At 58.2% G+C, this 21,365-nt stretch carries 17 protein-coding genes; 12 read left to right on the forward strand and 5 right to left on the reverse strand.

Going from position 1 to position 21,365, the window contains the following annotated elements; genetic code table 11:
- Positions 1 to 14: 14 nt before the first annotated feature.
- Positions 15 to 2,798 (reverse strand): cache domain-containing protein, encoded by a 2,784-nt coding sequence (locus tag ACO05M_RS13520; RefSeq protein ID WP_421863817.1) that lies wholly within the window; start codon positions 2,796 to 2,798, stop codon positions 15 to 17.
- A 546-nt stretch (positions 2,799 to 3,344) separates the two neighbouring features.
- On the opposite strand from ACO05M_RS13520, the gene ACO05M_RS13525 reads away from it, so the two are divergent.
- The 8 genes from ACO05M_RS13525 to ACO05M_RS13560 all read left to right on the forward strand — a co-directional run bounded on the left by ACO05M_RS13525 (position 3,345) and on the right by ACO05M_RS13560 (position 12,480).
- Positions 3,345 to 4,169, forward strand: coding sequence for an ABC transporter ATP-binding protein (locus ACO05M_RS13525; RefSeq protein ID WP_421863820.1), 825 nt, complete (start codon positions 3,345 to 3,347; stop codon positions 4,167 to 4,169).
- Positions 4,166 to 4,894 carry an ABC transporter ATP-binding protein gene (locus tag ACO05M_RS13530; RefSeq protein WP_421863823.1) on the forward strand — a complete coding sequence of 243 codons (729 nt, stop codon included), beginning with the start codon at positions 4,166 to 4,168 and terminating at the stop codon, positions 4,892 to 4,894. Before ACO05M_RS13525 ends, ACO05M_RS13530 begins: the two co-directional genes overlap by 4 nt.
- Positions 4,895 to 5,026: 132 nt before the next feature.
- A complete protein-coding gene (locus ACO05M_RS13535; protein ID WP_421863826.1) occupies positions 5,027 to 6,241 on the forward strand; it encodes an ABC transporter substrate-binding protein in 1,215 nt (404 codons plus the stop codon).
- A gap of 192 nt (positions 6,242 to 6,433) precedes the next feature.
- Positions 6,434 to 7,312 carry a branched-chain amino acid ABC transporter permease gene (locus tag ACO05M_RS13540; RefSeq protein WP_421863828.1) on the forward strand — a complete coding sequence of 293 codons (879 nt, stop codon included), beginning with the start codon at positions 6,434 to 6,436 and terminating at the stop codon, positions 7,310 to 7,312.
- A gap of 134 nt (positions 7,313 to 7,446) precedes the next feature.
- Positions 7,447 to 8,373: a branched-chain amino acid ABC transporter permease gene (locus ACO05M_RS13545; protein WP_114693922.1), complete on the forward strand. Its 927-nt coding sequence runs from the start codon at positions 7,447 to 7,449 to the stop codon at positions 8,371 to 8,373.
- 35 nt (positions 8,374 to 8,408) lie between these two features.
- Entirely contained in the window at positions 8,409 to 9,035 is a 627-nt protein-coding gene (locus ACO05M_RS13550; protein ID WP_421863831.1) for a peroxidase-related enzyme, read from the forward strand.
- 25 nt (positions 9,036 to 9,060) lie between these two features.
- Positions 9,061 to 10,761, forward strand: a complete 1,701-nt coding sequence (locus tag ACO05M_RS13555; protein WP_421863833.1) for an AMP-binding protein — start codon at positions 9,061 to 9,063, stop codon at positions 10,759 to 10,761.
- Between the two features lie 51 nt (positions 10,762 to 10,812).
- Positions 10,813 to 12,480: an AMP-binding protein gene (locus tag ACO05M_RS13560; RefSeq protein WP_421863835.1), complete on the forward strand. Its 1,668-nt coding sequence runs from the start codon at positions 10,813 to 10,815 to the stop codon at positions 12,478 to 12,480.
- A 137-nt stretch (positions 12,481 to 12,617) separates the two neighbouring features.
- On the opposite strand, the gene ACO05M_RS13565 is transcribed toward ACO05M_RS13560, so the two are convergent.
- Together ACO05M_RS13565 and uvrB are read right to left on the reverse strand one after the other, a co-directional pair.
- Positions 12,618 to 13,901 (reverse strand): sensor domain-containing diguanylate cyclase, encoded by a 1,284-nt coding sequence (locus tag ACO05M_RS13565; protein WP_421863837.1) that lies wholly within the window; start codon positions 13,899 to 13,901, stop codon positions 12,618 to 12,620.
- Positions 13,902 to 14,158: 257 nt separating this feature from the next.
- A complete protein-coding gene (gene uvrB, locus ACO05M_RS13570; RefSeq protein WP_421863840.1) occupies positions 14,159 to 16,177 on the reverse strand; it encodes an excinuclease ABC subunit UvrB in 2,019 nt (672 codons plus the stop codon).
- Between the two features lie 132 nt (positions 16,178 to 16,309).
- On the opposite strand from uvrB, the gene ACO05M_RS13575 reads away from it, so the two are divergent.
- Positions 16,310 to 17,497 (forward strand): pyridoxal phosphate-dependent aminotransferase, encoded by a 1,188-nt coding sequence (locus ACO05M_RS13575; protein WP_421863843.1) that lies wholly within the window; start codon positions 16,310 to 16,312, stop codon positions 17,495 to 17,497.
- A gap of 74 nt (positions 17,498 to 17,571) precedes the next feature.
- Positions 17,572 to 18,129, forward strand: a complete 558-nt coding sequence (locus ACO05M_RS13580) for a VF530 family DNA-binding protein (protein WP_421863847.1) — start codon at positions 17,572 to 17,574, stop codon at positions 18,127 to 18,129.
- A 58-nt stretch (positions 18,130 to 18,187) separates the two neighbouring features.
- On the opposite strand, the gene ACO05M_RS13585 is transcribed toward ACO05M_RS13580, so the two are convergent.
- Positions 18,188 to 18,889, reverse strand: coding sequence for a hypothetical protein (locus ACO05M_RS13585; RefSeq protein ID WP_421863850.1), 702 nt, complete (start codon positions 18,887 to 18,889; stop codon positions 18,188 to 18,190).
- Between the two features lie 308 nt (positions 18,890 to 19,197).
- Here ACO05M_RS13585 and ACO05M_RS13590 point away from each other — a divergent pair, with 308 nt between their 5' ends.
- Positions 19,198 to 19,578, forward strand: a complete 381-nt coding sequence (locus tag ACO05M_RS13590) for an immunity protein Imm33 domain-containing protein (protein WP_421863853.1) — start codon at positions 19,198 to 19,200, stop codon at positions 19,576 to 19,578.
- Between the two features lie 12 nt (positions 19,579 to 19,590).
- Complete coding sequence (zapE, locus tag ACO05M_RS13595; protein ID WP_421863856.1) at positions 19,591 to 20,745, forward strand: cell division protein ZapE; 1,155 nt, start codon at positions 19,591 to 19,593, stop codon at positions 20,743 to 20,745.
- Positions 20,746 to 20,754: 9 nt separating this feature from the next.
- Here the strand turns inward: zapE and ACO05M_RS13600 are convergent, their stop codons facing one another.
- Positions 20,755 to 21,255: an O-acetyl-ADP-ribose deacetylase gene (locus ACO05M_RS13600; protein ID WP_421863859.1), complete on the reverse strand. Its 501-nt coding sequence runs from the start codon at positions 21,253 to 21,255 to the stop codon at positions 20,755 to 20,757.
- Between the last annotated feature and the right edge of the window lie 110 nt (positions 21,256 to 21,365).

A 21,365-nucleotide genomic window follows, 5' to 3' on the forward strand; every position in this document is an offset into this window, starting at 1 on the left:
AGTTCCATACGCCGCTATCCCAACAGAGCCCGGCGCAGCTCGTTGGCTTGGAACGGCTTACGCAGGGTCCGGTAATGCCGGCCACCTTCGCGCTCGCTTTGGTCGTGGGCATAGCCGGTTATCAACACGATCCGGGCTTCGGGTCGACGCAGACTGACCCGATCCGCCAGCTCATAACCGTCTATCTCACCGGGCATCATGATATCTGACACCAGCGCATAGAGCTCATCAAGACTATCGAGAAGCATCAGTGCTTCCTCTCCGTCACCGGCCTCCACGACAGCAAAGCCGCAATCAACCAACTGCTCGACGATCACCGCCCGAACATCGGCGTTATCCTCGGCCAGCAGGATCAGCCGCCCGTCACCGTGTTTCCCTTCCAGCTTCTCCGGTAGGGGGATTTCGGTATCCGGATCCACCGAACGGGCCGGCAACAGTAGATTGATCTTCGCCCCCTGCCCCGGTTTGCTATCGATCCGGATATAGCCTCGCGACTGCTTCACAAAGCCGTACACCATACTCAGCCCCAATCCGGAACCGGTCCCTTTTTTGGTGGTATAGAAAGGCTCAAAGGCCCGGTTCAGACTGTCCTGATCGAATCCCTGACCGCTGTCGGTAACCGAAATCCGCAGATAATCGCCGGGAGCGACCGGCTCATCATAGCCGGCGTTACGGCCCAGATCGCAGGTCGTGACCTTCAGATTATTCACCATAAAGCGCAACTGACCGCCCTTGGGCATCGCATCACGGGCATTCAGGGCCAGATTGAACAGCGCGTTCTCCAGCTGACTCTGGTCGACAAAGGCCACCAGTTCGGGGCCGTCATCGGCTTCGAACCCGATCGCGATATTGCTGGGGAGCGAGCCTTGCAGCAGCGCCAACGAATCGTTGATCAAAGCCCCGACATCGACACAGGAGGGACTCAGCGGCTGGTTTCTCGAGAACGACAGCAAGCGGTTGGTGATATCGGCACCACGCCGACCGGCCCGGATCGCCGGCGTCAGGTAGGTGGCCAGCCCCTCTACCTGAGCATAGCGGTCGTTGGCACTGACCAGATTGCCGATCACCACCGTCAGCAGGTTGTTGAAATCGTGCGCCAACCCGCCGGCCAACTGCCCCACCGCACTCATGCGCTGCGCCTCGGTCAGCTTGCGCTCGGCTTCCTTGGCCGCCGTCATATCGAAGCTGAGGGTCAGAATCGCCTGCACCCGGCCGTTCTCATCGAATTCCGGTATCAGCTTGCGGCGGGTGATCACCTCACGGCCATGGTGTTCAAAGCTGTACTCGAACTCACATTCCCGGCCGTTCAGCGTCTGCTCGACATAGGGCATAAACAGCTCGTACATCGGCGTCGGCATCACCTCCTGGATGGTCTTACCCACCAGGGATTCCTTCGGACGCTCGAACATTTCGGCGTATCGGCGGTTGACAAAGTGATAGCGCAGCTCGCTATCCACCAACGCCAACTGGGCCGGCAGCTCGTCGAGAATGGTCCGTTGCCGGCGCTCGGTTTCAACCAATGCCTGGGTACGACTCTGGACCTGATAATCGAGATTCTGAATATTGTCGCTGAGCCGCTTGACCATCGAGTCAAAGGTTCGCCCCAGCACCCCCAGCTCATCGTCGCCTTCGATACCGCTCTGGGCGCTGAGGTCGCCACCACTGACCCTTCTGGCGGTGTCGGCCAGGCGCCGAAGCGGTGCCGATATCTGCGACACGAACAGCAACGCCACAAACAGCGAAATCACCAACACCACCGTGGTGATCGTCATAATCCGCTCGGTCAGCACCTCCGAACTACGTTGCAGTTCATCCTCGTAGACCGAAGAGCCGATATACCATTCCAACCCTTCAAGAAAACGCACCAGCGACTGTTTCTGATGGACATAGTTACCCGGGTCGTCGGGTTTGTCCCACAGGTAGGTCCACTCCCGCCCGGTATCGGCCACTTCGATCAACTCCTGGGCGATCGACTCGCCGGTGACCGGGTTCTTATGGCCGAGAAAGTTGATCCCATCCAGGTTGTCGTTGGGATGGATCAACATGTTGGCATCGGCGTCAAAGATATACATGTAGCCGGTCTTGGCGATCTTGATCTCCTGCAGCGAGTGACGCAGCTCCAGCATCGCCAGCTGCAGACGCTTCTGAACTTCGGCCTCGATATCATCCAGATACAGACCCGAACCGATCACAAAGCCCCACTGGGGAAAGTCTTTGACGTAGGAGAGTTTGTCCAACGGCTCGGGTTGATCGAGACGTTGCCACTGATATTGAACGAAGGCTTCACCCTGCTCACGGGCCCGGGCAACAACGGTGGGAATGATCGGTTCACCGCTGGCGCCTTCCAACCTTGCCGCCTCCGCGCCATGGAAACGAACATCGGGATGGGACAGCAGCACGGCTTCGTAGCTGGCGATCCAGATATAGTCCTTGTTGCCGTAGGTATAGCTACGCAGTCCTTCATAGAGCTGGCGCCGGGCCTGCGCTTCGGTCAGCTCGCCTTCGGCAACGCGTTCAAACAGATCATCGGCATAGGAGCCGGCGAAGCCCACCACGGTCTTGAGCTGCTGCTTGCGCGACTCCAGGGCCTGCTGGCGATAACCTTCCAGCCCGAAGTGAATTTTCTCCGCCAACTGGTAGACATTATTCAGCACCGTCCGGCTGGCATTTTGCTCGATACCGTAGACGGTGTCCTTGATCAGCGGCACCGAGTAGAAGTAGATAGCCAGCGCGAACAGCACGATGATAAACACCATCGCCAGAAAAAAACGCTGTACCAGTTTGGAGCCTAAAACCATAGCGACCCTTATCTAGTCCCGGTTCTTTCCCCGATTAAAATCAATGGGGCCCTACCGTCAGAAACGACTGATTCTGATTATTTATAAGTTATTGCCTGGCCATTCTACGGGTTTATCCGCATACCGAAAGCCCGTGGTGGCCTAAGTCCAGTCTGCAGCAGCAATAGGCAAGTGATCGCTAAAACGGCTATCTCACGCTTCCTGGATACCGCGGGAGACGCTGTACAACTTTAGCACTAGAGACGGGCTGTCACGCTCATACATCTCTCGATAAAGCCCTATAAACCTACTGGTTTAGTTCTTAAAAATCAGAAGGTTAAGTAAACCGGTTTATTTTCAACTGCCGCTTACTCTAACAGATTATTCGCTGTAATTTTTGTTGTTACATTTGGATAGAATTCAGACCTAATTGGGCAATAGTCATCCTTTCTAATTGATCCTGCAAACGGCCATGTCCTCGGACAGGCCAAGGCAACAACAAGAACAATCACGCCGCCAACGCACCGTCGCTTGCGGCACAGCCTACAAAGTCAGGAAGGTTGCCCAATGAGTCGAGATATCATCCTCGAGAGTCGCAATCTCGTAAAAGAGTTCAAAGGGTTCACCGCGGTTGATGACGTCAACCTTCAGGTCGAACGCGGCACTATCCACGCTCTGATCGGTCCGAACGGCGCCGGTAAGACCACCGTTTTCAATCTACTCACCAAGTTCCTCACCCCGACCCGGGGTCAGCTGTTGTTCAACGGCCAGGACATCACCAAGAAAAGCTCCGACGCTATCGCCCGGATGGGGATCGTGCGGTCGTTTCAGATCTCGGCGGTATTCGCCCATCTGACCGTGCTGGAAAATGTCCGGGTCGCGCTGCAGCGCAAGCGTAACGATTCGCTCTACTTCTGGCGCTCGGAGAAGTGTCTGGATGAGCTCAACGACCGCGCCGTCGAACTGCTCGAATCGGTCGGTCTGGCTCCGTTCGCCAATGCCCGCGCCGTCGACCTTCCCTACGGTCGCAAACGCTCGCTGGAGATCGCCACCACCCTGGCGCTGGATCCGGAACTGCTGCTGCTCGATGAGCCGACCCAGGGCATGGGTCACGAGGATGTCGGCGTGGTTGCCGAGCTGATCAAGAAAGTCGGCCAGGACCGCACCATCCTGATGGTTGAGCACAACCTCAACGTGGTGGCCGATCTGTCCGACCGTATCACCGTACTCCAGCGCGGCGCGGTGTTGACCGAAGGTGACTACGCCGAAGTCTCCGCCGACCCACGGGTCCGTGAAGCCTACATGGGCGTCGAAGCCGACGAGCAACCCACCAAGCTGCACGCCGTCGACAACAAGGATACCGATTCCGATACGATGGAGGCTTCTGCATGACCGCCATGATGAACATTCAGTCCAGCCGCGAAAAACTGCGCGTCTCCGATCTGCACGCCTACTACGGCGAGTCCCACATCCTGCACGGTATCGACCTGACCCTGAACCAGGGCGAACTGATCACCCTGCTGGGCCGTAACGGCTCCGGTCGTAGCACCACCCTGCGGGCAATCATGAACATGGTCGATCGCCGCACCGGCTCGATCGTGGTCAACGGTGAAGAAACCATCGATATGCCCAGCCACCGCATCGCCCACCTGGGAATGGGATTCTGCCCCGAAGAGCGCGGCATCTTCGCCAGCCTCAACGTGGAAGAAAACCTGATGCTGCCGCCGGAAGTTCGCTCCGACGGCATGTCGGTGGAAGAGATCTACGGCATGTTCCCGAACCTGGCCGAGCGCCGTAAGAGCCAGGGCACCCGCCTCTCCGGTGGTGAGCAACAGATGCTGGCGATGGCGCGGATTCTGCGCACCGGTGCCAACATCCTGCTGCTCGACGAAATTACCGAAGGTCTGGCCCCGGTTATCGTCCAGAAGCTGGCCGAAGTCCTGCTGCAACTCAAAGAGCGCGGCCTCACCATCATCCTGGTGGAGCAGAACTTCCGCTTCGCCGCCCCGATCGCCGACCGTCACTACCTGATGGAACATGGCCACATCGTGGAAGAGATCAAGGCTGAAGATTTAGAAGCCAAAACCGAACTGCTTAACACCTATCTGGGAGTCTGAGCCTTCTGGCCAGTCTCCTTGGATAGGGTTGAATCCTCAGGCAGTAAGCCGCCTACGGCGACAATCCACCTGAAAAACCGCAGTAAAAAACTCGTACGACGTCGTACTACAACAAGAAGATGGGAGAAATCCATGAACGTAATGCGTAAAACTCTACTGATCAGTGCCATGGTTGCCGCCGGCAGCACCGCGCAAGCCGCCAATGTATCCGATGACGTGGTCAAGATCGGTGTACTTGGCGACATGAGCGGCGTCTACGCCGACATCTCCGGCCAGGGCAGTGTTGAAGCGGTCAAGATGGCAGTCGAAGATTTCGGCGGCAAAGTACTGGGTAAGAAAATTGAAGTTGTTCACGCTGACGACCAGAACAAGCCAGACGTTGGTTCTGTTATCGCCCGTAAGTGGGTAGAAGAAGAGAACGTTGACGTGATCAACGGCGCTGTCGCCAGCTCGGTAACCGGCGCGGTTACCAAGTTTATGAGTTCCAAAGAAAAGATCACCCTGATCGCGGCTTCCGCCAGCCACGCATTCACCACCAAGGCCTGCTCTCCGTTCAACGCCCACTGGACCTACGACGTAGTATCTCTGGCTAACGGTACTGTGAAGCCGATGGTACAAAGCGGCAAGAAGAAGTGGTTCTTCGTCACCGCTGACTACGCTTTCGGTCACGCACTAGAAAAAGTTGCGACCGGCGTCATCAACAACAACGGCGGTGAAGTGGTCGGCGGCGTTCGTGCTCCGCTGGGTACCACTGACTTCTCTTCCTACATCCTGCAGGCACAGTCTTCTGGTGCTGACGTAATCGCGCTGGCTAACGCCGGTACCGATATGGTTAACGCCCTGAAGACCGCGGCCGAGTTTGGTGTGACCGACATGGTCGACGTGGCTGGTCTGCTGGTATTCACCCCCAACGCTCAGGCGCTGGATCCGGCCGTTGCCGGCGGTATGAAACTGACTACCGGTTTCTACTGGGATATGGATGACCAGACCCGCGAGTGGTCCAAGCGCTACATGGCTCGCATGGATGGCAAGATTCCGGCAATGCCGCATGCAGGCGCCTACTCCTCCACCATGCACTACCTGAAAGCGGTAGAAGCTGCTGGCACCGACGAGTCGAAAGCCGTCATGGCCAAGATGAAAGAGATGCCGGTTGAAGACTTCTTCTCTCGCAATGGTTACCTGCGTAAGGACGGCCGCATGGTTCACGACATGCTGCAGGTTCGGATCAAGAACGCTGATGAGCGTCGCGATGGCAACGACATCTTTGCGATCGAGCAGGTTATCCCGGGCGATGAAGCCTTCTTGAAGCTCGAAGAGGGTGGCTGCAAGTTCGCTCTGGAGAGCTAAGCACCTCAGCAGTACCACGGCGTCGGTCTAACCGACCGGCGCCGTCACCGAATTTCCCACAGTCGTCCTGTTGACGGCTGGTAATAACAACAGACGGGAAACCGCTGCGCAATCCCAACAACTCGCGCCAGCACCCAACCCGTCGGAGACAGCGGCCGAGGATCGGCCACTGCAATCAGGTCAGGTGAGTTTATGTTTGATATCAACCTGTTCGCCCTCTTCGGCCAGCTGCTGATCGGGCTCATTAACGGCTCCTTTTACGCTCTGCTCGCGCTGGGCTTGGCGATCATCTTCGGTCTGTTGAAGGTCATCAACTTTTCCCAGGGTGCGCTCTATATGCTGGGTGCCTTCGGCGCCTGGATGGGTCTCAACTATCTTGGTATTAGCTACTGGTGGGCACTGTTCCTGGTCCCACTGGCCGTTGGCGCCATCGGTATCCTGTGCGAACGCTTCCTGATTCGTCCGATTGCCAATGAAGATCACCTCTACAGCCTGCTGCTGACCTTTGGTGTCGCGCTGGTGCTGCAGGGCCTGTTCACCCACTGGTACGGTTCTTCCGGTCTGCCCTACGCGATCCCGGACGAGCTCAAAGGGGGCTTCCGCCTGCCCTTCATGTACCTGCCGACCTACCGCGCCTGGATCATCGTTATCTCACTGGCGGTCTGCCTGGGTACCTGGCTGCTGATTGAAAAAACCAAGCTGGGCGCCTACCTGCGTGCCGGCACTGAAAACCCGCAACTGATGCAGGCCTTCGGTATCAACGTTCCGCTGATCGTTACCCTGACCTATGGCTTCGGTGTTGCGCTGGCTGGTTTCGCTGGTGTTCTGGCCGCCCCGGTTTACTCGGTCTCCCCCGAGATGGGTTCCAACATCCTGATCGTCGTGTTCGCCATCGTGGTTATCGGCGGCATGGGCTCCATCGGCGGCGCGATTGCCACCGGCCTGGGCATGGGTGTGGTCGAAGGCCTGACCAAGTACTTCTACCCGGAAGCCTCTAACACCGTCATCTTCCTGGTCATGGTTCTGGTGCTGTTGACCAAGCCGGCCGGACTGTTCGGCAAAGAAGCCTGATCGATCGGGCCTGAAACCTGCAAGGGACAGGCTGGGTAGCAACCTCAACCTCGTTGAACGCCCACTCAGCCGTTGTCCGAACCGACTTTGATTTATCCAGTCGTCACGATATTGAACAATTGGTGGTATCGAAAATGAACAATAAGAAGCTCAATCTGATTCTGCTGGGACTGGCGTTGGTTGCGCCGCTGGTCCTCTACCCGGTCTTTCTGATGAAAGTCCTCTGTTTCGCCCTGTTTGCTTGTGCCTTCAACCTGCTGCTGGGCTTCTCCGGACTGCTCTCCTTCGGCCACGCCGTGTTCCTGGGTAGTGGTTCCTACATCACCGGTTACCTGATGCTCTCCGTCGAGGGCTTGACGCCAGAAGTGGCCATTCTGGCCGGCGTTGCAGTCTCCGCCGCCATCGGTTTCGTCTACGGCAAGCTGGCGGTTAAGCGTGAAGGGATCTACTTCGCGATGGTTACCCTGGCCCTGGCGCAGCTGGCCTTCTTCTTCTACCTGCAAGCCCCGTTCACCGGCGGTGAGGACGGCATCCAGGGGATCCCCCGCGGCAAGCTGTTCGGGGTGATTGATCTGTCCGACAACCTGGTGATGTACTACTTCGTGCTGGCAGTCTTCATCGGTGGCTTTGCGCTGATCTACCGCACCATCCACAGCCCGTTCGGCCAGGTGATGAAGGCGATCCGCGAGAACGAGCCCCGTGCGATCTCGCTGGGCTACAAGGTCAACCAGTACAAGCTGCTGTGTTTCGTGATCTCTGCCACCCTAGCTGGTCTGGCCGGCTCCACCAAAGCACTGGTATTCCAGTTGGCCTCGCTGACCGACGTGCACTGGTTCATGTCCGGTGAGGTGGTACTGATGACGCTGTTGGGTGGCATGGGCACCATCTGGGGCCCGGTACTGGGCGCTGGCACCATCGTTACGCTGCAAAACGCCCTGGCCGCTGGCCCGCTGGGCAACTACATCCACGTAATCATGGGTGTGGTGTTCGTGATCTGTGTACTGGCCTTCCGTAACGGTCTGGTCGGCGAGCTGCAAAAGCTGGTCAAGCGTAACTTCTAATCAAAGTTGGCATTCAACGGTTAAGCGAGGTCAGTATGATTAATTCGAAACCTACCGCTCTGGACCTGCCGGTTCCGACCCTGGAACAGCTGCCCGATACCACCGCACGATATCTGGGGATCTGTCAGGAAAAGCTTGGCATGGTGCCGAACGTACTGGCCGCTTACAGCCACAACCTGCCGCAGTTCGATGCCTTCGCCCAACTCTACAACTGTCTGATGTTGGGTGAATCCGGACTGAGTGCATTGGAGCGGGAGATGATCGCTGTGGTCGTCTCCTCCGCCAACCACTGTTACTACTGCCTGACCGCCCACGGTGCAGCGGTTCGGCAGTACAGCGAAAACCCCATTCTGGGCGAGCAGTTGGTGATGAATTATCGCGCCGCTGAGTTGAGCACTCGCCACCGGGCCATGCTCGATTTTGCCGATCAGCTGACCCGCCATCCGGATCAAACCACAGAAGCCGACCGCCAAGCTCTGCGCGATGCCGGTTTCAGCGATACCGAGATCTGGGATATCGCCTCCCTCACCGGTTTTTACAACATGACCAACCGGTTGGCTGGCGCCACCGAAATGGTTCCCAACCCCGAGTATCACAGCCAGTACCGCGACCTGCCCGCGGCGCCTCGAGCCGAGGCTCGGCAGTCCCAAACAACAAAATAACCATAATATTTCGGAGGTCCTGCGAATGAACGCGCCTACTTCCCCTTCTGCTCCTAACTCCAGCTATACCAGTGCCACCAGCAGCACCCCGCTGATCGGTGAAACCATCGGCGATCTGTTCGACCGGATCGCCAGCGAATACGCCACCAACGATGCCCTGGTGTCGATGCATCAGGGCATTCGCTGGAGCTACCGCGAACTGCAACAGCAGGTCGAGCGTTGCGCCCGTGCACTGATGGCGATCGGCGTCGAAAAAGGCGATCGCGTCGGTATCTGGTCACCCAATAACGCCCAGTGGTGCGTCACCCAGTTCGCCACCGCCAAGATCGGCGCCGTGCTGGTGAACATCAACCCGGCCTACCGTCTACACGAGCTGGAATACGCACTGAACCAGTCCGAGTGTCGCTACCTGATCGCGGCAGACCAGTTCAAGAGCTCCAACTACACCGCCATGCTCAACAAGCTGGTCCCCGAACTGGCCCAGTCCGAACCCGGCAAGCTGATCACCCCGGCACTGCCGCACCTGAACGGCGTGATTACCCTGTCCGACAAACCCGCCGCCGGTTTCATGAGCTGGCAGCAGATGCTGGACCAGGCCGACAACACCTCCGTTGATGCCCTGCAGGAGCGTCAGAGCGAACTGCAGTTCGATGATCCGATCAACATCCAGTACACCTCCGGCACCACCGGTTTCCCGAAGGGTGCCACCCTCAGTCACCACAACATTCTCAACAACGGTTTCTTCGTTACCGAGAGCCAGCGATTCACCGATCAAGACCGTCTTGTGATCCCGGTACCGCTGTACCACTGCTTCGGCATGGTGATGGGTAACCTGGGCTGCGTCAGCCACGGCGCCACGATGATCTACCCGAGTGAAGCCTTCGAGCCCGATTCAGTCCTCAAGGCCGTCGCTGAAGAGCGTGCCACTGCGCTGTACGGGGTACCGACCATGTTTATCGCGGTACTGGAGCACCCGACCTTTGCCGATTACAACCTCGACTCATTGCGCACCGGCGTCATGGCCGGCGCCACCTGCCCGGTGGAGGTGATGAAGCAGGTGATCGAGCAGCTGCACATGAAAGAGGTGCAGATCGCCTACGGTATGACCGAGACCAGCCCGGTCAGCACCCAGACCGGCGCCGAAGACCCGATCGACAAGCGCGTCAGCACCGTCGGCCGGACTCAGCCCCATCTGGAATCCAAGATCATCGACTCCCTGGGCAAGATCGTCCCCCGCGGCGAGATCGGCGAGCTCTGCACCCGGGGCTACAGCGTCATGCTGGGCTACTGGAATAACGAAGAAGCGACCCTGAACGCGATCGACAGTGCCGGTTGGATGCACACCGGCGACCTGGCAACCATGGACGACGAGGGTTACATCAGCATCATCGGCCGCAGCAAGGACATGGTGATCCGCGGTGGTGAAAACATCTATCCCCGCGAAATCGAGGAGTTCCTCTACACCCACCCGGCGATCTCCGACGCCCAGGTTACCGGCGTACCGGACAAAAAGTACGGCGAAGAGCTGGTGGCCTGGATCATCCTCAAGCCCGAGGCGGATCTGACCGAGCAGGAGCTGCGAGACTACTGCAAGGACAAGATCTCCCACTTCAAGGTGCCACGTTACATCAAGTTCACCGATGCCTTCCCGATGACCGTCACCGGCAAGATCCAGAAGTTCAAGATGCGTGAGATCACCATCGATGAGCTGGGTCTTGATAGCTGATCGACTTTACAGAATTCAATGAATTAGAGAATTAAAACAATAGGTAAGGTTATGACTGAGCAAACTTATCAGGACTATATCGCCAAATTCACCCCGCAGATGATCGAGTCGCAGTTCAGCGGCCAGTTGAGCGAAGCACCCGGCATCAACGTCTGCGTCGAGAGCTGTGACCGCCACGCCCAGCAGAACCCGGACAAGGCCGCGCTGCGCTACCAGCGTATCGACGGCAGCAAGGGCGAGCTGAGCTTCGCCGAGCTGCAGCGCCGTTCGGCCCAGTTCGCCAACATGCTCAAAAATCAGGGCATCGGAAAAGGCGACCGGGTTGCCTGCCTGCTGCCCCGGACCCCTGAGCTGCTGATCGCGGTACTGGGAACCCTGCGTGCCGGCGGTGTTTATCAGCCGCTGTTCACCGCGTTCGGTTCCGGTGCGATCGAGTACCGCCTCAACTGCGCCGGCTCCAAGCTGATCATCACCAACCCCGAGCAGTGGCCCAAGCTGGCCGACGTCAAAGACCTGCCCAAGACCATGCTGGTGGCCGACAGTTCTGAGGCCTGTGCTTCGGAATCCGACCTGCTGTGGCAACAGGCCGTCGACAGCCAGGACGATCAGTTCGAACCAGTCCTGATAGGCCGGGACGAGCCCTTCCTGCAGATGTTCACCTCCGGCACCACCGGCAAATCCAAGGGCGTTGCAGTTCCGGCCAAGGCGTTGGTCTCGTTCTGGACCTATATGGAGCTGGCGATCGGCCTGCGTGACGAGGACAACTACTGGAACGTAGCCGATCCGGGTTGGGCTTACGGTCTCTACTACGCCGTTGTCGGCCCGCTGCTGCTGGGTTGCACCACCCACTTCAACGAGCACGGTTTCACCGCCGACAACACCTACGCCTTTATGCAGGAGTTCGAGATCACCAACCTAGCGGCGGCGCCGACCGCCTACCGCCTGTTGATGGCCAACGAAGCCCAGCGTGCCGACTACAACATCAACCTGCGCGTCGCCAGCAGCGCCGGCGAGCCGTTGAACCCGGAAGTCGCCAACTGGATGGATCGCGTGTTCAGCTGCCCGGTTCGTGATCACTACGGTCAGACCGAAACAGGCATGACCGCCTGTAACTATCACGCGCTGGACCACGAAGAGCATGTCGCCTGCATGGGCTTCCCGATGCCCGGCTACCGCCTGGTGGCACTGGATGACGAGTTCAACGAAGTCGAACCGGGCCAAACCGGCCAGCTGGCGGTCGACGTCAGCCAGTCACCGCAGTTCTTCTTTATGGGTTACAGCTTCTCCGACAAGAAGCCGTACCACGGCAACTACTACCTGACCGGCGATATGGTGATCCGCAATGCCGACGGTTCCCACTCCTACACCGGTCGCGATGACGACATCATCACCTCCGCCGGTTACCGGATCGGCCCGGCCGACGTCGAAAGCACCCTACTGGAACACCCGGCGGTTATCGAAAGCGCCGTGGTGGCCAAACCCTGCGAAAAGCGCGGCTCGATCGTCAAGGCCTATGCGGTGATCCGGGAGCAGGATGAGCCTAATGATGCGCTAGTGGAAGAGCTGCAGCAGTACGTTCGCAACCGTCTGTCGACCCACTCTTTCCCGCGCGAGATCGAGTTTGTCAAAGAACTGCCGAAAACGCCCAGCGGTAAGCTGCAGCGCTTCCTGCTACGTCAACGGGCTGTGGATGAACTGGACGGTCAAGGCGCCGCCTGATCCCTGCGTGAGAATCCTATCGTAGGCCTTCCCTGTCAGCCTTGAGGAGCGGCTGGCAGGGCTTTTTTTCGCAGCGCGATCGAGGGGATCATATCGCTCGGCCTAACGACGGGCCGCAACGGAGCAGACGGTGTTTTTTAGCTGTGCTGGCACTTATCCGGGTAGCAGACCTGATTTCGTCCCTGGGATTTGGCCCGGTAGAGTTCGGTATCCATCGCCAACATCAGCTCACCGGTTTCCGAGCCACTGGTCGGATAGGTGGCGATACCAAAACTTGCGGTCAGTGACAGGCTCTGCTGCTCATAGCAGAACTGATGCGATTCCAGCGCCAGCCTCAGCTGCGCACAGAGCTCGACCATCGCTGACTGTTCGGTCTGCGGGCTCAACAACAGAAACTCTTCCCCGCCCCAGCGGAACAGGAAGTCCGAGCGCCGTATCCGCTCTTCCAGCAGTTTCGCCACCGTCTTCAGCACATAGTCACCCCCGACATGGCCGAGCTGATCATTCACGGATTTAAAGAAATCCAGATCGATCAGGGCCAGGCTCAACGGCTGCTGATGACGCCCAGCCAGGTGCAGCTGGCTGTCAAACACGCGACGGCACTCACGGCGATTGCGTAGACCGGTCAGTTCATCGTAAGCCGCCAGTTCCTGCAGGCGTTGCTCCAGCAATTTTTGACGGGTCACATCGGTTACGATGCCGGTTGCCCGTACCGGTTTGAGATCCTCATCGTATTCGGAGATACAGCCGGTATCATGAACCCAGAGGTAATGACCGTTACGGTTGCGCAAACGATAGGTCGCCGCATAGCGCTCCCGTTGCCCGTTCAGGTGCTCCCCCATGATCCGCAACACCCGCTGCTGATCGCTGGGGTGGATATTGTCTTTCCAGGTATCGACCACCGGCGGCATTTCATCCGGACCGTATCCGAGCATCCGCTTCAATGACGGGCTGAAGTAGACCGCCCCGTTCTCTATCTCCCAATCCCAAAGCCCATCGCTGCTGGCATCGATGGCGGTCAGGATCTGGGCCTCACGCCCCTTGTCCCTGGACTCGTAAGCTCGTCGACTGCTGATATCGCGGGCGACAGACAGAAAGAATTCCTGATTTCGGTGGCTAAAGACGGTGGTGTTCACCTCCACCGGAAATTCGGAACCATCCTTACGGCAGTGGTGACCGTTGAAGGTGTAACGCTTCTCGGCGCGGATCACATTCGCGATCGCCTGCCATTGACCGTTTTCGGTCACATGTTTCTGCAGACTAAGCACCGAATGGTTCAGCACTTCGTGCTTTTCCATTAACAGGTCTTCATGGCCGGCTCGGTTAACCCAGATAATGTTCGAGCTGGCGGGATCGATCAGATAAACAGCATCGGCCATCTGATCATGGATAAACGTAAAATCTTCTACATCATCGAACATCGATTCCCTACTTCCCGCTTCCGGCGGGGTCCTACCTACTGCAGGTGTTCTCGTAGCACTGGCGTTGTTGACTCGCTCTCCGGCGAAGGAAGATCAAAAGAGCTGCCCCCTTGATGTGAGCAAAGCAGGGCCGGATTGCCGATCCGGCCCTGCTGCTGATAACAGTAACCGAAGCCGGTCGAATCCGCTTGGTTAAGCCGTGCTAAGGGTAGCAGCAGCGACGAAGCCCTAACAATCCGACTTTTAGTCGCAACCCCTCAGCCGACCAATGCGTGTTGTTTCAATTTCTGCAACTCATCGCGGAAATAGGCGGCCTGTTCAAACTCCAGGTTCTTGGAAGCCTCGTACATCTGATCTTCCAGCTTGGTGATCGCCCGGCTGAGCTCCTTCGGCGACATCGCTTGGGGATCGGTGCTGTAATCAGCTTTGGGCTCGGCCACCTTGCGGCTGCTCTTGGCCGCTTTCTTACCGGGCACCCGGGCGCCTTCCATAATGTCGGCGATCGATTTGCTGACACTCTTGGGCACGATCCCGTTGGCTTCGTTGAAGGCCAGCTGCTTGGCCCGTCGGCGTTCGGTTTCGTCGATCGCCCGCTGCATCGAACCGGTGACCCGGTCGGCGTAGAGGATCGCCTTACCGTTGAGGTTCCGCGCCGCCCGACCGATGGTCTGGATCAGTGAGCGGTCCGAGCGCAGAAAGCCTTCCTTGTCGGCATCCAGGATCGCCACCAGCGACACCTCCGGCATATCCAGCCCTTCGCGCAGCAGATTGATCCCGATCAGTACATCGAACTCGCCGATCCGCAGATCCCGGATGATCTCAACCCGTTCCACCGTGTCGATATCCGAGTGCAGGTAGCGCACCCGAACCCCGTGTTCATCGAGGTACTCGGTCAGATCCTCCGCCATCCGTTTAGTCAGCGTGGTGACCAGTATCCGTTCGCCCCGTTCCACCCGTTGGTTGATCTGGCTAAGCAGGTCATCCACCTGGGTGGTGGCGGGCCGCACTTCGATCTCCGGATCCACCAGGCCAGTCGGACGAACCACCTGCTCGACCACCTGACCAGCATGCTCGGCCTCGTAGTTTCCCGGCGTGGCTGAGACATAAACCGCCTGGGGCGCCAGTTGCTCCCACTCTTCGAATCGCAGCGGTCGGTTGTCCAGCGCCGACGGCAGCCGGAAACCGTACTCCACCAGCGTCTCCTTACGGGAGCGGTCACCCTTGTACATGGCTCCAAGTTGCGGAATGGTGACGTGGGACTCATCGATCACCAGCAAGGCCCCTTCGGGTAGGTATTCAAACAACGTGGGCGGGGGCTGACCGGCTTCACGCCCCGAGAGGTAGCGGGAGTAGTTTTCGATCCCGGTGCAGTAACCCAGCTCCAGGATCATCTCGATGTCGAACTGAGTCCGTTGTTCCAACCGCTGGGCTTCCAGCAGCTTGTTGTTCTCGCGCAACCGCTCCAACCGTTCCTTGAGTTCGACCTTGATTTTCTCGACCGCCTCCAGCAGCACTTCACGCGGGGTGACATAGTGTGACTTAGGATAGACCGTCACTCGCGGCACCTTGCGCAGCGTCTCGCCGGTCAGCGGATCGAAGTAACTGAGCTGTTCGATCTCGTCGTCAAACAGCTCGACCCGGATCGCATCACGCTCGGACTCAGCCGGGAAGATATCGATCACGTCACCGCGGGCCCGATAGGTGGCGCGATGCAGCTCAACATCGTTGCGGGTGTACTGCAATTCGGCCAGGCGTCGCAGAATGGTTCGTTGATCGACCCGATCGCCCCGGTCCAGGTGCATCATCATCTTCAGGTAGGACTTCGGGTCCCCCAGACCGTAGATCGATGAGACCGTAGCGACGATGATCGCATCGGGGCGCTCCAACAACGCCTTGGTGGCCGACAACCGCATCTGCTCGATATGCTCGTTCACCGACGAGTCCTTCTCGATATAGGTGTCCGACGCCGGCACATAGGCTTCGGGCTGGTAGTAGTCGTAGTAGGAGACGAAGTACTCCACCGCATTCTTGGGGAAAAACTCGCGAAACTCGCCGTACAGCTGCGCCGCCAGGGTCTTGTTCGGGGCCAGCACGATCGTTGGACGCTGCTGTTGCGCGACCAGATTGGCGATGGTGAAAGTCTTGCCGGAGCCGGTCACACCCAACAGGGTTTGGGCGGCCAGACCGGCATTGATGCCTTCGGAAAGCTGGGCGATGGCGACCGGCTGATCGCCGGCGGGGTCAAAGCGCGAATTGACCTCAAATAAACTGGGCATACGGTTTCCTGAGCCGGAGTGAATCTGTACAATTATACGGCTTTTTTTCGGCGCTCCGGAACGGTTGAGTTTTCGGAGCACGATGTCGAGAAAACCGACATTTATGATCAGCTCATTTGAGAGGACACCAACTTGGACCTGCAACTTTCCGATCGGGTTAACAACATCAAGCCTTCCCCCACGCTGGCGGTTACCAACCGTGCCGCCGAACTGCGCGCAGCCGGCAAAGACATTATTGGCTTGGGCGCGGGCGAGCCCGATTTCGACACCCCGGATCACATTAAAAACGCAGCTATTGAAGCCCTCAACGAAGGCTTCACCAAGTACACCGCCGTGGACGGCACCCCGGCGCTTAAGCACGCCATTATCAACAAGCTGAAGAACGACAACGGCCTGGAGTACCAGCCGACCCAGATTCTGGTTTCCTGCGGTGGTAAGCAGAGCTTCTTCAACCTGTCGCTGGCGCTGATCAACCCGGGCGACGAAGTGATCATCCCGGCCCCGTATTGGGTTTCCTACCCGGACATGGTCGCCGTTTCCGATGGTGTGCCGGTCATCGTTCGCACCTCCCAAGAGCAGCGTTTCAAGCTGACTCCGGAACAGCTGGAGATGGCGATCACGCCGAAGACCAAGCTGGTGGTACTGAACAGCCCGTCCAACCCCACCGGTGTGGCCTACTCCCGTGCCGAGCTGGAAGCACTGGGTGAAGTGCTGAAGAAGCACCCCAACGTGCTGGTTGCCACCGATGACATGTACGAGCACATCCTCTGGAGCGACGAGCCGTTCTGCAACATTCTGATGGCCTGCCCGGAACTGTACGACCGCACCATCGTGCTGAACGGCGTCTCCAAAGCCTACTCGATGACCGGCTGGCGGATCGGCTATGCGGCCGGACCGGAAACCCTGATCAAGGCGATGAAGAAGGTCCAGTCCCAGTCGACTTCTAACCCGACCTCGATCTCCCAGGTTGCCGCCCAGACTGCCCTGGAAGGTTCTCAGGATTGCGTCAAGGAGATGCTGGTTGCGTTCAAGCAGCGCCACGACTTCGTGGTCGAAGCCCTGAACGAGATCGACGGGGTCGATTGCATCCCGGCCGACGGCACCTTCTATGCGTTCCCGAGCTTCCAGCAGGTGATCGACTCCCGTCCGGAGTTCGAAGACGACATCGCCCTGGCCGAGTTCCTGTTGAACGAAGCCGGCGTTGCCCTGGTACCGGGTTCCGCCTTCGGTTCTCCCGGCCAGATGCGTCTGTCTTTCGCTACCAGCATGAAAGTACTGGAAGAAGCGATCAGCCGGATCAAGAAAGCCCTGCAGGGCTAATTCGATCCAGCCATAGAAAACCGGGCTCAGGCCCGGTTTTTTTTCGCGCCATTCCCCCACCAAGCAGGCTATCCATGAACGACGAGATCAACTACCGCAACAACCCGCTCCACGGCCTCGGACTGAAAGCCCTGGTCACCGAACTCGTTGATCACTATGGCTTTGAGATTCTCTATGCCTACCTCAATATCAACTGCTTCCGCACCAACCCCAGTGTCGCCTCCAGCGTTAAGTTCTTGAAGAAGACCGACTGGGCGCGGGAAAAGGTGGAAACCTTCTATCTGTACCAGTTCAAGAACCTGCCCAGAGCCAGCTCAACTCAGTTCAAGCTCCCGCCGAGAGAACGGATCATCCCCGATGGCCAACTACCGGGTGAACCGGCCGAATTGAGCCTGGAGGACGCCGCCCATTTGAATCAAAAGAAGCGCGACAAGGCCGCCAGCTGGAACAAGAACGCGGGTTACCAGAGCCGTAAGAAGCCGCAACAACGGCGCCAGAGCCCCTTCAGTAAAAGTACCGAAGACAAACCCTCTGAGCACGCGAACGCATCTGAACCGAAGCCGAAGCCGAAAACCAAGCCCCAGAGCAGCGATCAGACTTTCAACCCCTGGTCCAGATGGGAAAAGAAATAACCGGAGGCTGTGACAGAGGCTGTGACAGAGGATCGCCCGATCGCCTCTCTAGATGCGCTCAGGTCGGTTGCGAATTCGATTTCTGCGGACTCATTGACGCCAATTCTTGTTCAAAGCGGTTGTAAAAATCCTGCTGAACTCGATGAGTCCGTGTCCAGCCATCCATCGACACCGAAAAATCCAGCGCTGAGCGCATCTTTTCCAACAGTGACTGCCAACCCGCGGTTGACCACTCCTGCTCCGGGCTCAAGCCCGATGGTTTGGGAAGATGAGTGCCCAGTTCGATACCGTTGGCGGTGGCCATATGGAATTGCAGCATCATCACATCGGCTTCGGAAAGATTCGCCGTAGCCTTTTCCCAGGCCTGATGCACACCTGCCGGGGCATTCAGCGGCGGATAGGCCAGCGTCTTGGCTTTACCGATCTCCACCACACCGTCATTATTCAGATCCACCATACCGGTCTTGTCCGGCTGCGCTAATAGGTTGATCGCTCCCTCATCGCTCAGCGAGTCGATCCGGATCGGATCGGCCAAGCTGGTGGCCTGCTGCAGCAATTTTATTTGATCGGCTGAAAACCCCGCCAACACCTGCTTCGCGGTCTGGTCGGCACTCAGCTTCTGATTTGCCGATACCAGCAGGGCTTCAAACTGATCCACCTGCACCGCTGACAGGCCCCGTCTTTGCAGCAGGCTGACCGACTTCTGGCTCAAACCGGGTTGAGCAAGGTTTACCGTTGAGAACTGACTCGGGATCGACATCTGTAGCTCCATGCTAGAAGTTAACCGGTATTTCACAGCAAGTTTGAAGCCAAAACAGCCCCCCTTACTGGGAAAGCCCCGGTTTGACCGGCCGCGCCTATAACTCGAATCATCAGAGCCTGAGTCAGCGCCCCTGAATGAATCGGGTACCGGCAACCCTTTGCCGTTCAACCGGATACCAGCCGGCCGAAATACGACTAACCACTACCTTCACCCCATAGCACCTCATTCACTGCATCCGGTATTATTAGCCCACAGACAACCACCTCAACCGAACAGAACTTTCAACCAAGTAGAACTTCGCGATTATGACCGATTCAATCCTGACCGATGCCCCCAAGCCTTTTCTGGCACTGGTTTCCAAACTGCTGGTGGGGGAGAAGCCCTGCCCGGTCCGCTTTATGTACAAAACCGTTCCGGCCGATCTGCGCGATACCGGCTGGCGGATGTATTCCGGCTATGAGACCCCGGAAGAACTGGCCGACAAAAAGAACATGCAGCCCTACCCGGTTGAGACCCTGATCCAGATGGATCCGTCACTGGAAGAGCTTCTCAAAAGCAAGCCGGGTGCCGTCTGGGAGCGGATACCGGGTGAAGCCTGGCAGGAGGTTGAAGATTTCGATATCCCGGAAGAGGAGGATGTCGAAACCCGCACTGTTCAAAGCGTTGACGACTTCAAACCGAACTGATCCTGCGCCATTATGGGCGATCTTCACGCCCGATATCGGGCTTTGAGCCGGCGACAACAGCTCGATGCCGACCCGGCTCAACTGGCCTGCCTGGAGCCGCTGCAGACGCTGATCGATCATCTTCAGCAGCGCCCGCACCGGCTTAGTTTCAGGCGACGCCTCGCCCCATCAGTCCCTCCTCGAGGAATCTGGCTTTACGGCCCGGTCGGTCGCGGCAAGACACTGTTGATGGATCTGTTCTGTCAACAACTGCCGGACAGCCACTTCCAACGCCTGCACTTCCATCACTTTATGCGCCGGGTCCATCAGCAACTGACTGCACTCTCCGGCCAGCCGGATCCCCTGGCCAGCATTGCCACACAGATCAGTGCCGACACCCGGGTACTCTGTTTCGACGAGTTCTTTGTTAATGATATCGGCGATGCGATGCTGCTGGGACGGCTGATGACACAGTTGTTTCAACGCGGCACGGTGCTGGTGGCCACCTCCAACCAGCATCCGGATCAGCTCTATGCTGATGGACTGCAGCGACAGCGGTTTCTGCCGGCGATCGATGTGTTGAAGCAGCATTGCCGGATTCTCCACCTCGACGGTGGTCAGGATCATCGCCGCCGACAGCTCGACAACGCCGATCTATTCCTGCTCAATCCGGATCGATCACAGCTTCAGCAGCGCTTTGATGAATTGGCTGGTTCCCCCGTCGTGCAAGGAGTGCCATTGACGATCGAAGGCCGGGCAATCCCATGCGTCCAACATAACGAGCAGGCGGCCTGGTTCCGTTTCGATGCGCTCTGCGAGGGGCCGCGAAGCGCCAACGACTATATGGCACTGGCCGAACGCTTCAAAATCATTCTGCTCAGCCATATCCCCGACCTGAGCGGCAGCACCGAAACCCACTGGGTGGTTCAGGGAACCGAGGATAGACCGGCCAGTGCGACCAACCGTCGCCGCTTCCCCGGCACAAACGACGACCGAACCCGACGCTTTATCGCCCTGATCGACGAGCTCTACGATCGTGCGGTTTTACTGTTGGCGGCCGCCGACGTTGAAATTGATCAGCTGTACCCGGGCGGCATACTGATCGAACCGTTCGAGCGAACCCGCAGCCGTCTGATCGAGATGCAAAGCGAAGCCTATCGGCGACGCTGTGTTGATCCTGACCGCTAACGATCCGAGTCAGCTTTCGGCCAGGGCCTGCCGGTACAACTGGGCCAGCTCCTGACTAAAACAACAGAACAGCACCTGCTCCAACGTCACCGGTGCGGCACGTCGTACGGTGCTGACCGCAATGCGCACCGCCGGCGCCGGCGGATAACCGTACACCCCGCAACTGATCGCCGGAAACGCCACCGAACGGAGTTGATGCTCGGCCGTCAGCGCCAAGGAATTTTGATAGCAACGCGCCAGCAATTCCGGCTCACTCTGCTGACCGCCGTGCCAGATAGGCCCCACGGTATGAATGACATACCGAGCAGGCAGGCGATAGCCGGCGGTGATTTTGGCCTCACCGGTCGGGCAGCCGCCCAGGGTTCGGCATTCAGTCAAAAGCTCCGGCCCGGCCGCCTTATGAATCGCCCCGTCGACGCCGCCACCACCCAGCAAACTGTTGTTGGCCGCATTGATGATCGCGTCAACGTCGAGAAGGGTGATATCCCCCTCAACCACCTCGATCTTCATCCCGTCCTCCCGCCGGACTCGGCTTGATTCCCGTTGATACGGGTAAGATTAGTCATCGATTGTGATAGCGCAATTGAAGCTAACGCGTTTGCGCAAAATCCCAACATAAT

This window comes from Motiliproteus sp. (genome assembly GCF_965230735.1).
Classification (GTDB): Bacteria; Pseudomonadota; Gammaproteobacteria; order Pseudomonadales; family Balneatricaceae; genus Motiliproteus.

Bases quoted from the DNA above. Each gene is read 5' to 3' on its own strand.
- ACO05M_RS13590 (WP_421863853.1), top strand. From the start codon at position 19,198: ATGACCGATTCAATCCTGACCGATGCCCCCAAGCCTTTTCTGGCACTG.
- ACO05M_RS13535 (WP_421863826.1), top strand. From the start codon at position 5,027: ATGAACGTAATGCGTAAAACTCTACTGATCAGTGCCATGGTTGCCGCC.
- uvrB (WP_421863840.1), bottom strand. From the start codon at position 16,177: ATGCCCAGTTTATTTGAGGTCAATTCGCGCTTTGACCCCGCCGGCGAT.
- ACO05M_RS13555 (WP_421863833.1), top strand. From the start codon at position 9,061: ATGAACGCGCCTACTTCCCCTTCTGCTCCTAACTCCAGCTATACCAGT.
- ACO05M_RS13565 (WP_421863837.1), bottom strand. From the start codon at position 13,901: ATGTTCGATGATGTAGAAGATTTTACGTTTATCCATGATCAGATGGCC.
- ACO05M_RS13585 (WP_421863850.1), bottom strand. From the start codon at position 18,889: ATGTCGATCCCGAGTCAGTTCTCAACGGTAAACCTTGCTCAACCCGGT.
- ACO05M_RS13600 (WP_421863859.1), bottom strand. From the start codon at position 21,255: ATGAAGATCGAGGTGGTTGAGGGGGATATCACCCTTCTCGACGTTGAC.
- ACO05M_RS13550 (WP_421863831.1), top strand. From the start codon at position 8,409: ATGATTAATTCGAAACCTACCGCTCTGGACCTGCCGGTTCCGACCCTG.
- ACO05M_RS13545 (WP_114693922.1), top strand. From the start codon at position 7,447: ATGAACAATAAGAAGCTCAATCTGATTCTGCTGGGACTGGCGTTGGTT.
- ACO05M_RS13525 (WP_421863820.1), top strand. From the start codon at position 3,345: ATGAGTCGAGATATCATCCTCGAGAGTCGCAATCTCGTAAAAGAGTTC.
- ACO05M_RS13530 (WP_421863823.1), top strand. From the start codon at position 4,166: ATGACCGCCATGATGAACATTCAGTCCAGCCGCGAAAAACTGCGCGTC.
- zapE (WP_421863856.1), top strand. From the start codon at position 19,591: ATGGGCGATCTTCACGCCCGATATCGGGCTTTGAGCCGGCGACAACAG.
- ACO05M_RS13520 (WP_421863817.1), bottom strand. From the start codon at position 2,798: ATGGTTTTAGGCTCCAAACTGGTACAGCGTTTTTTTCTGGCGATGGTG.
- ACO05M_RS13560 (WP_421863835.1), top strand. From the start codon at position 10,813: ATGACTGAGCAAACTTATCAGGACTATATCGCCAAATTCACCCCGCAG.
- ACO05M_RS13540 (WP_421863828.1), top strand. From the start codon at position 6,434: ATGTTTGATATCAACCTGTTCGCCCTCTTCGGCCAGCTGCTGATCGGG.
- ACO05M_RS13580 (WP_421863847.1), top strand. From the start codon at position 17,572: ATGAACGACGAGATCAACTACCGCAACAACCCGCTCCACGGCCTCGGA.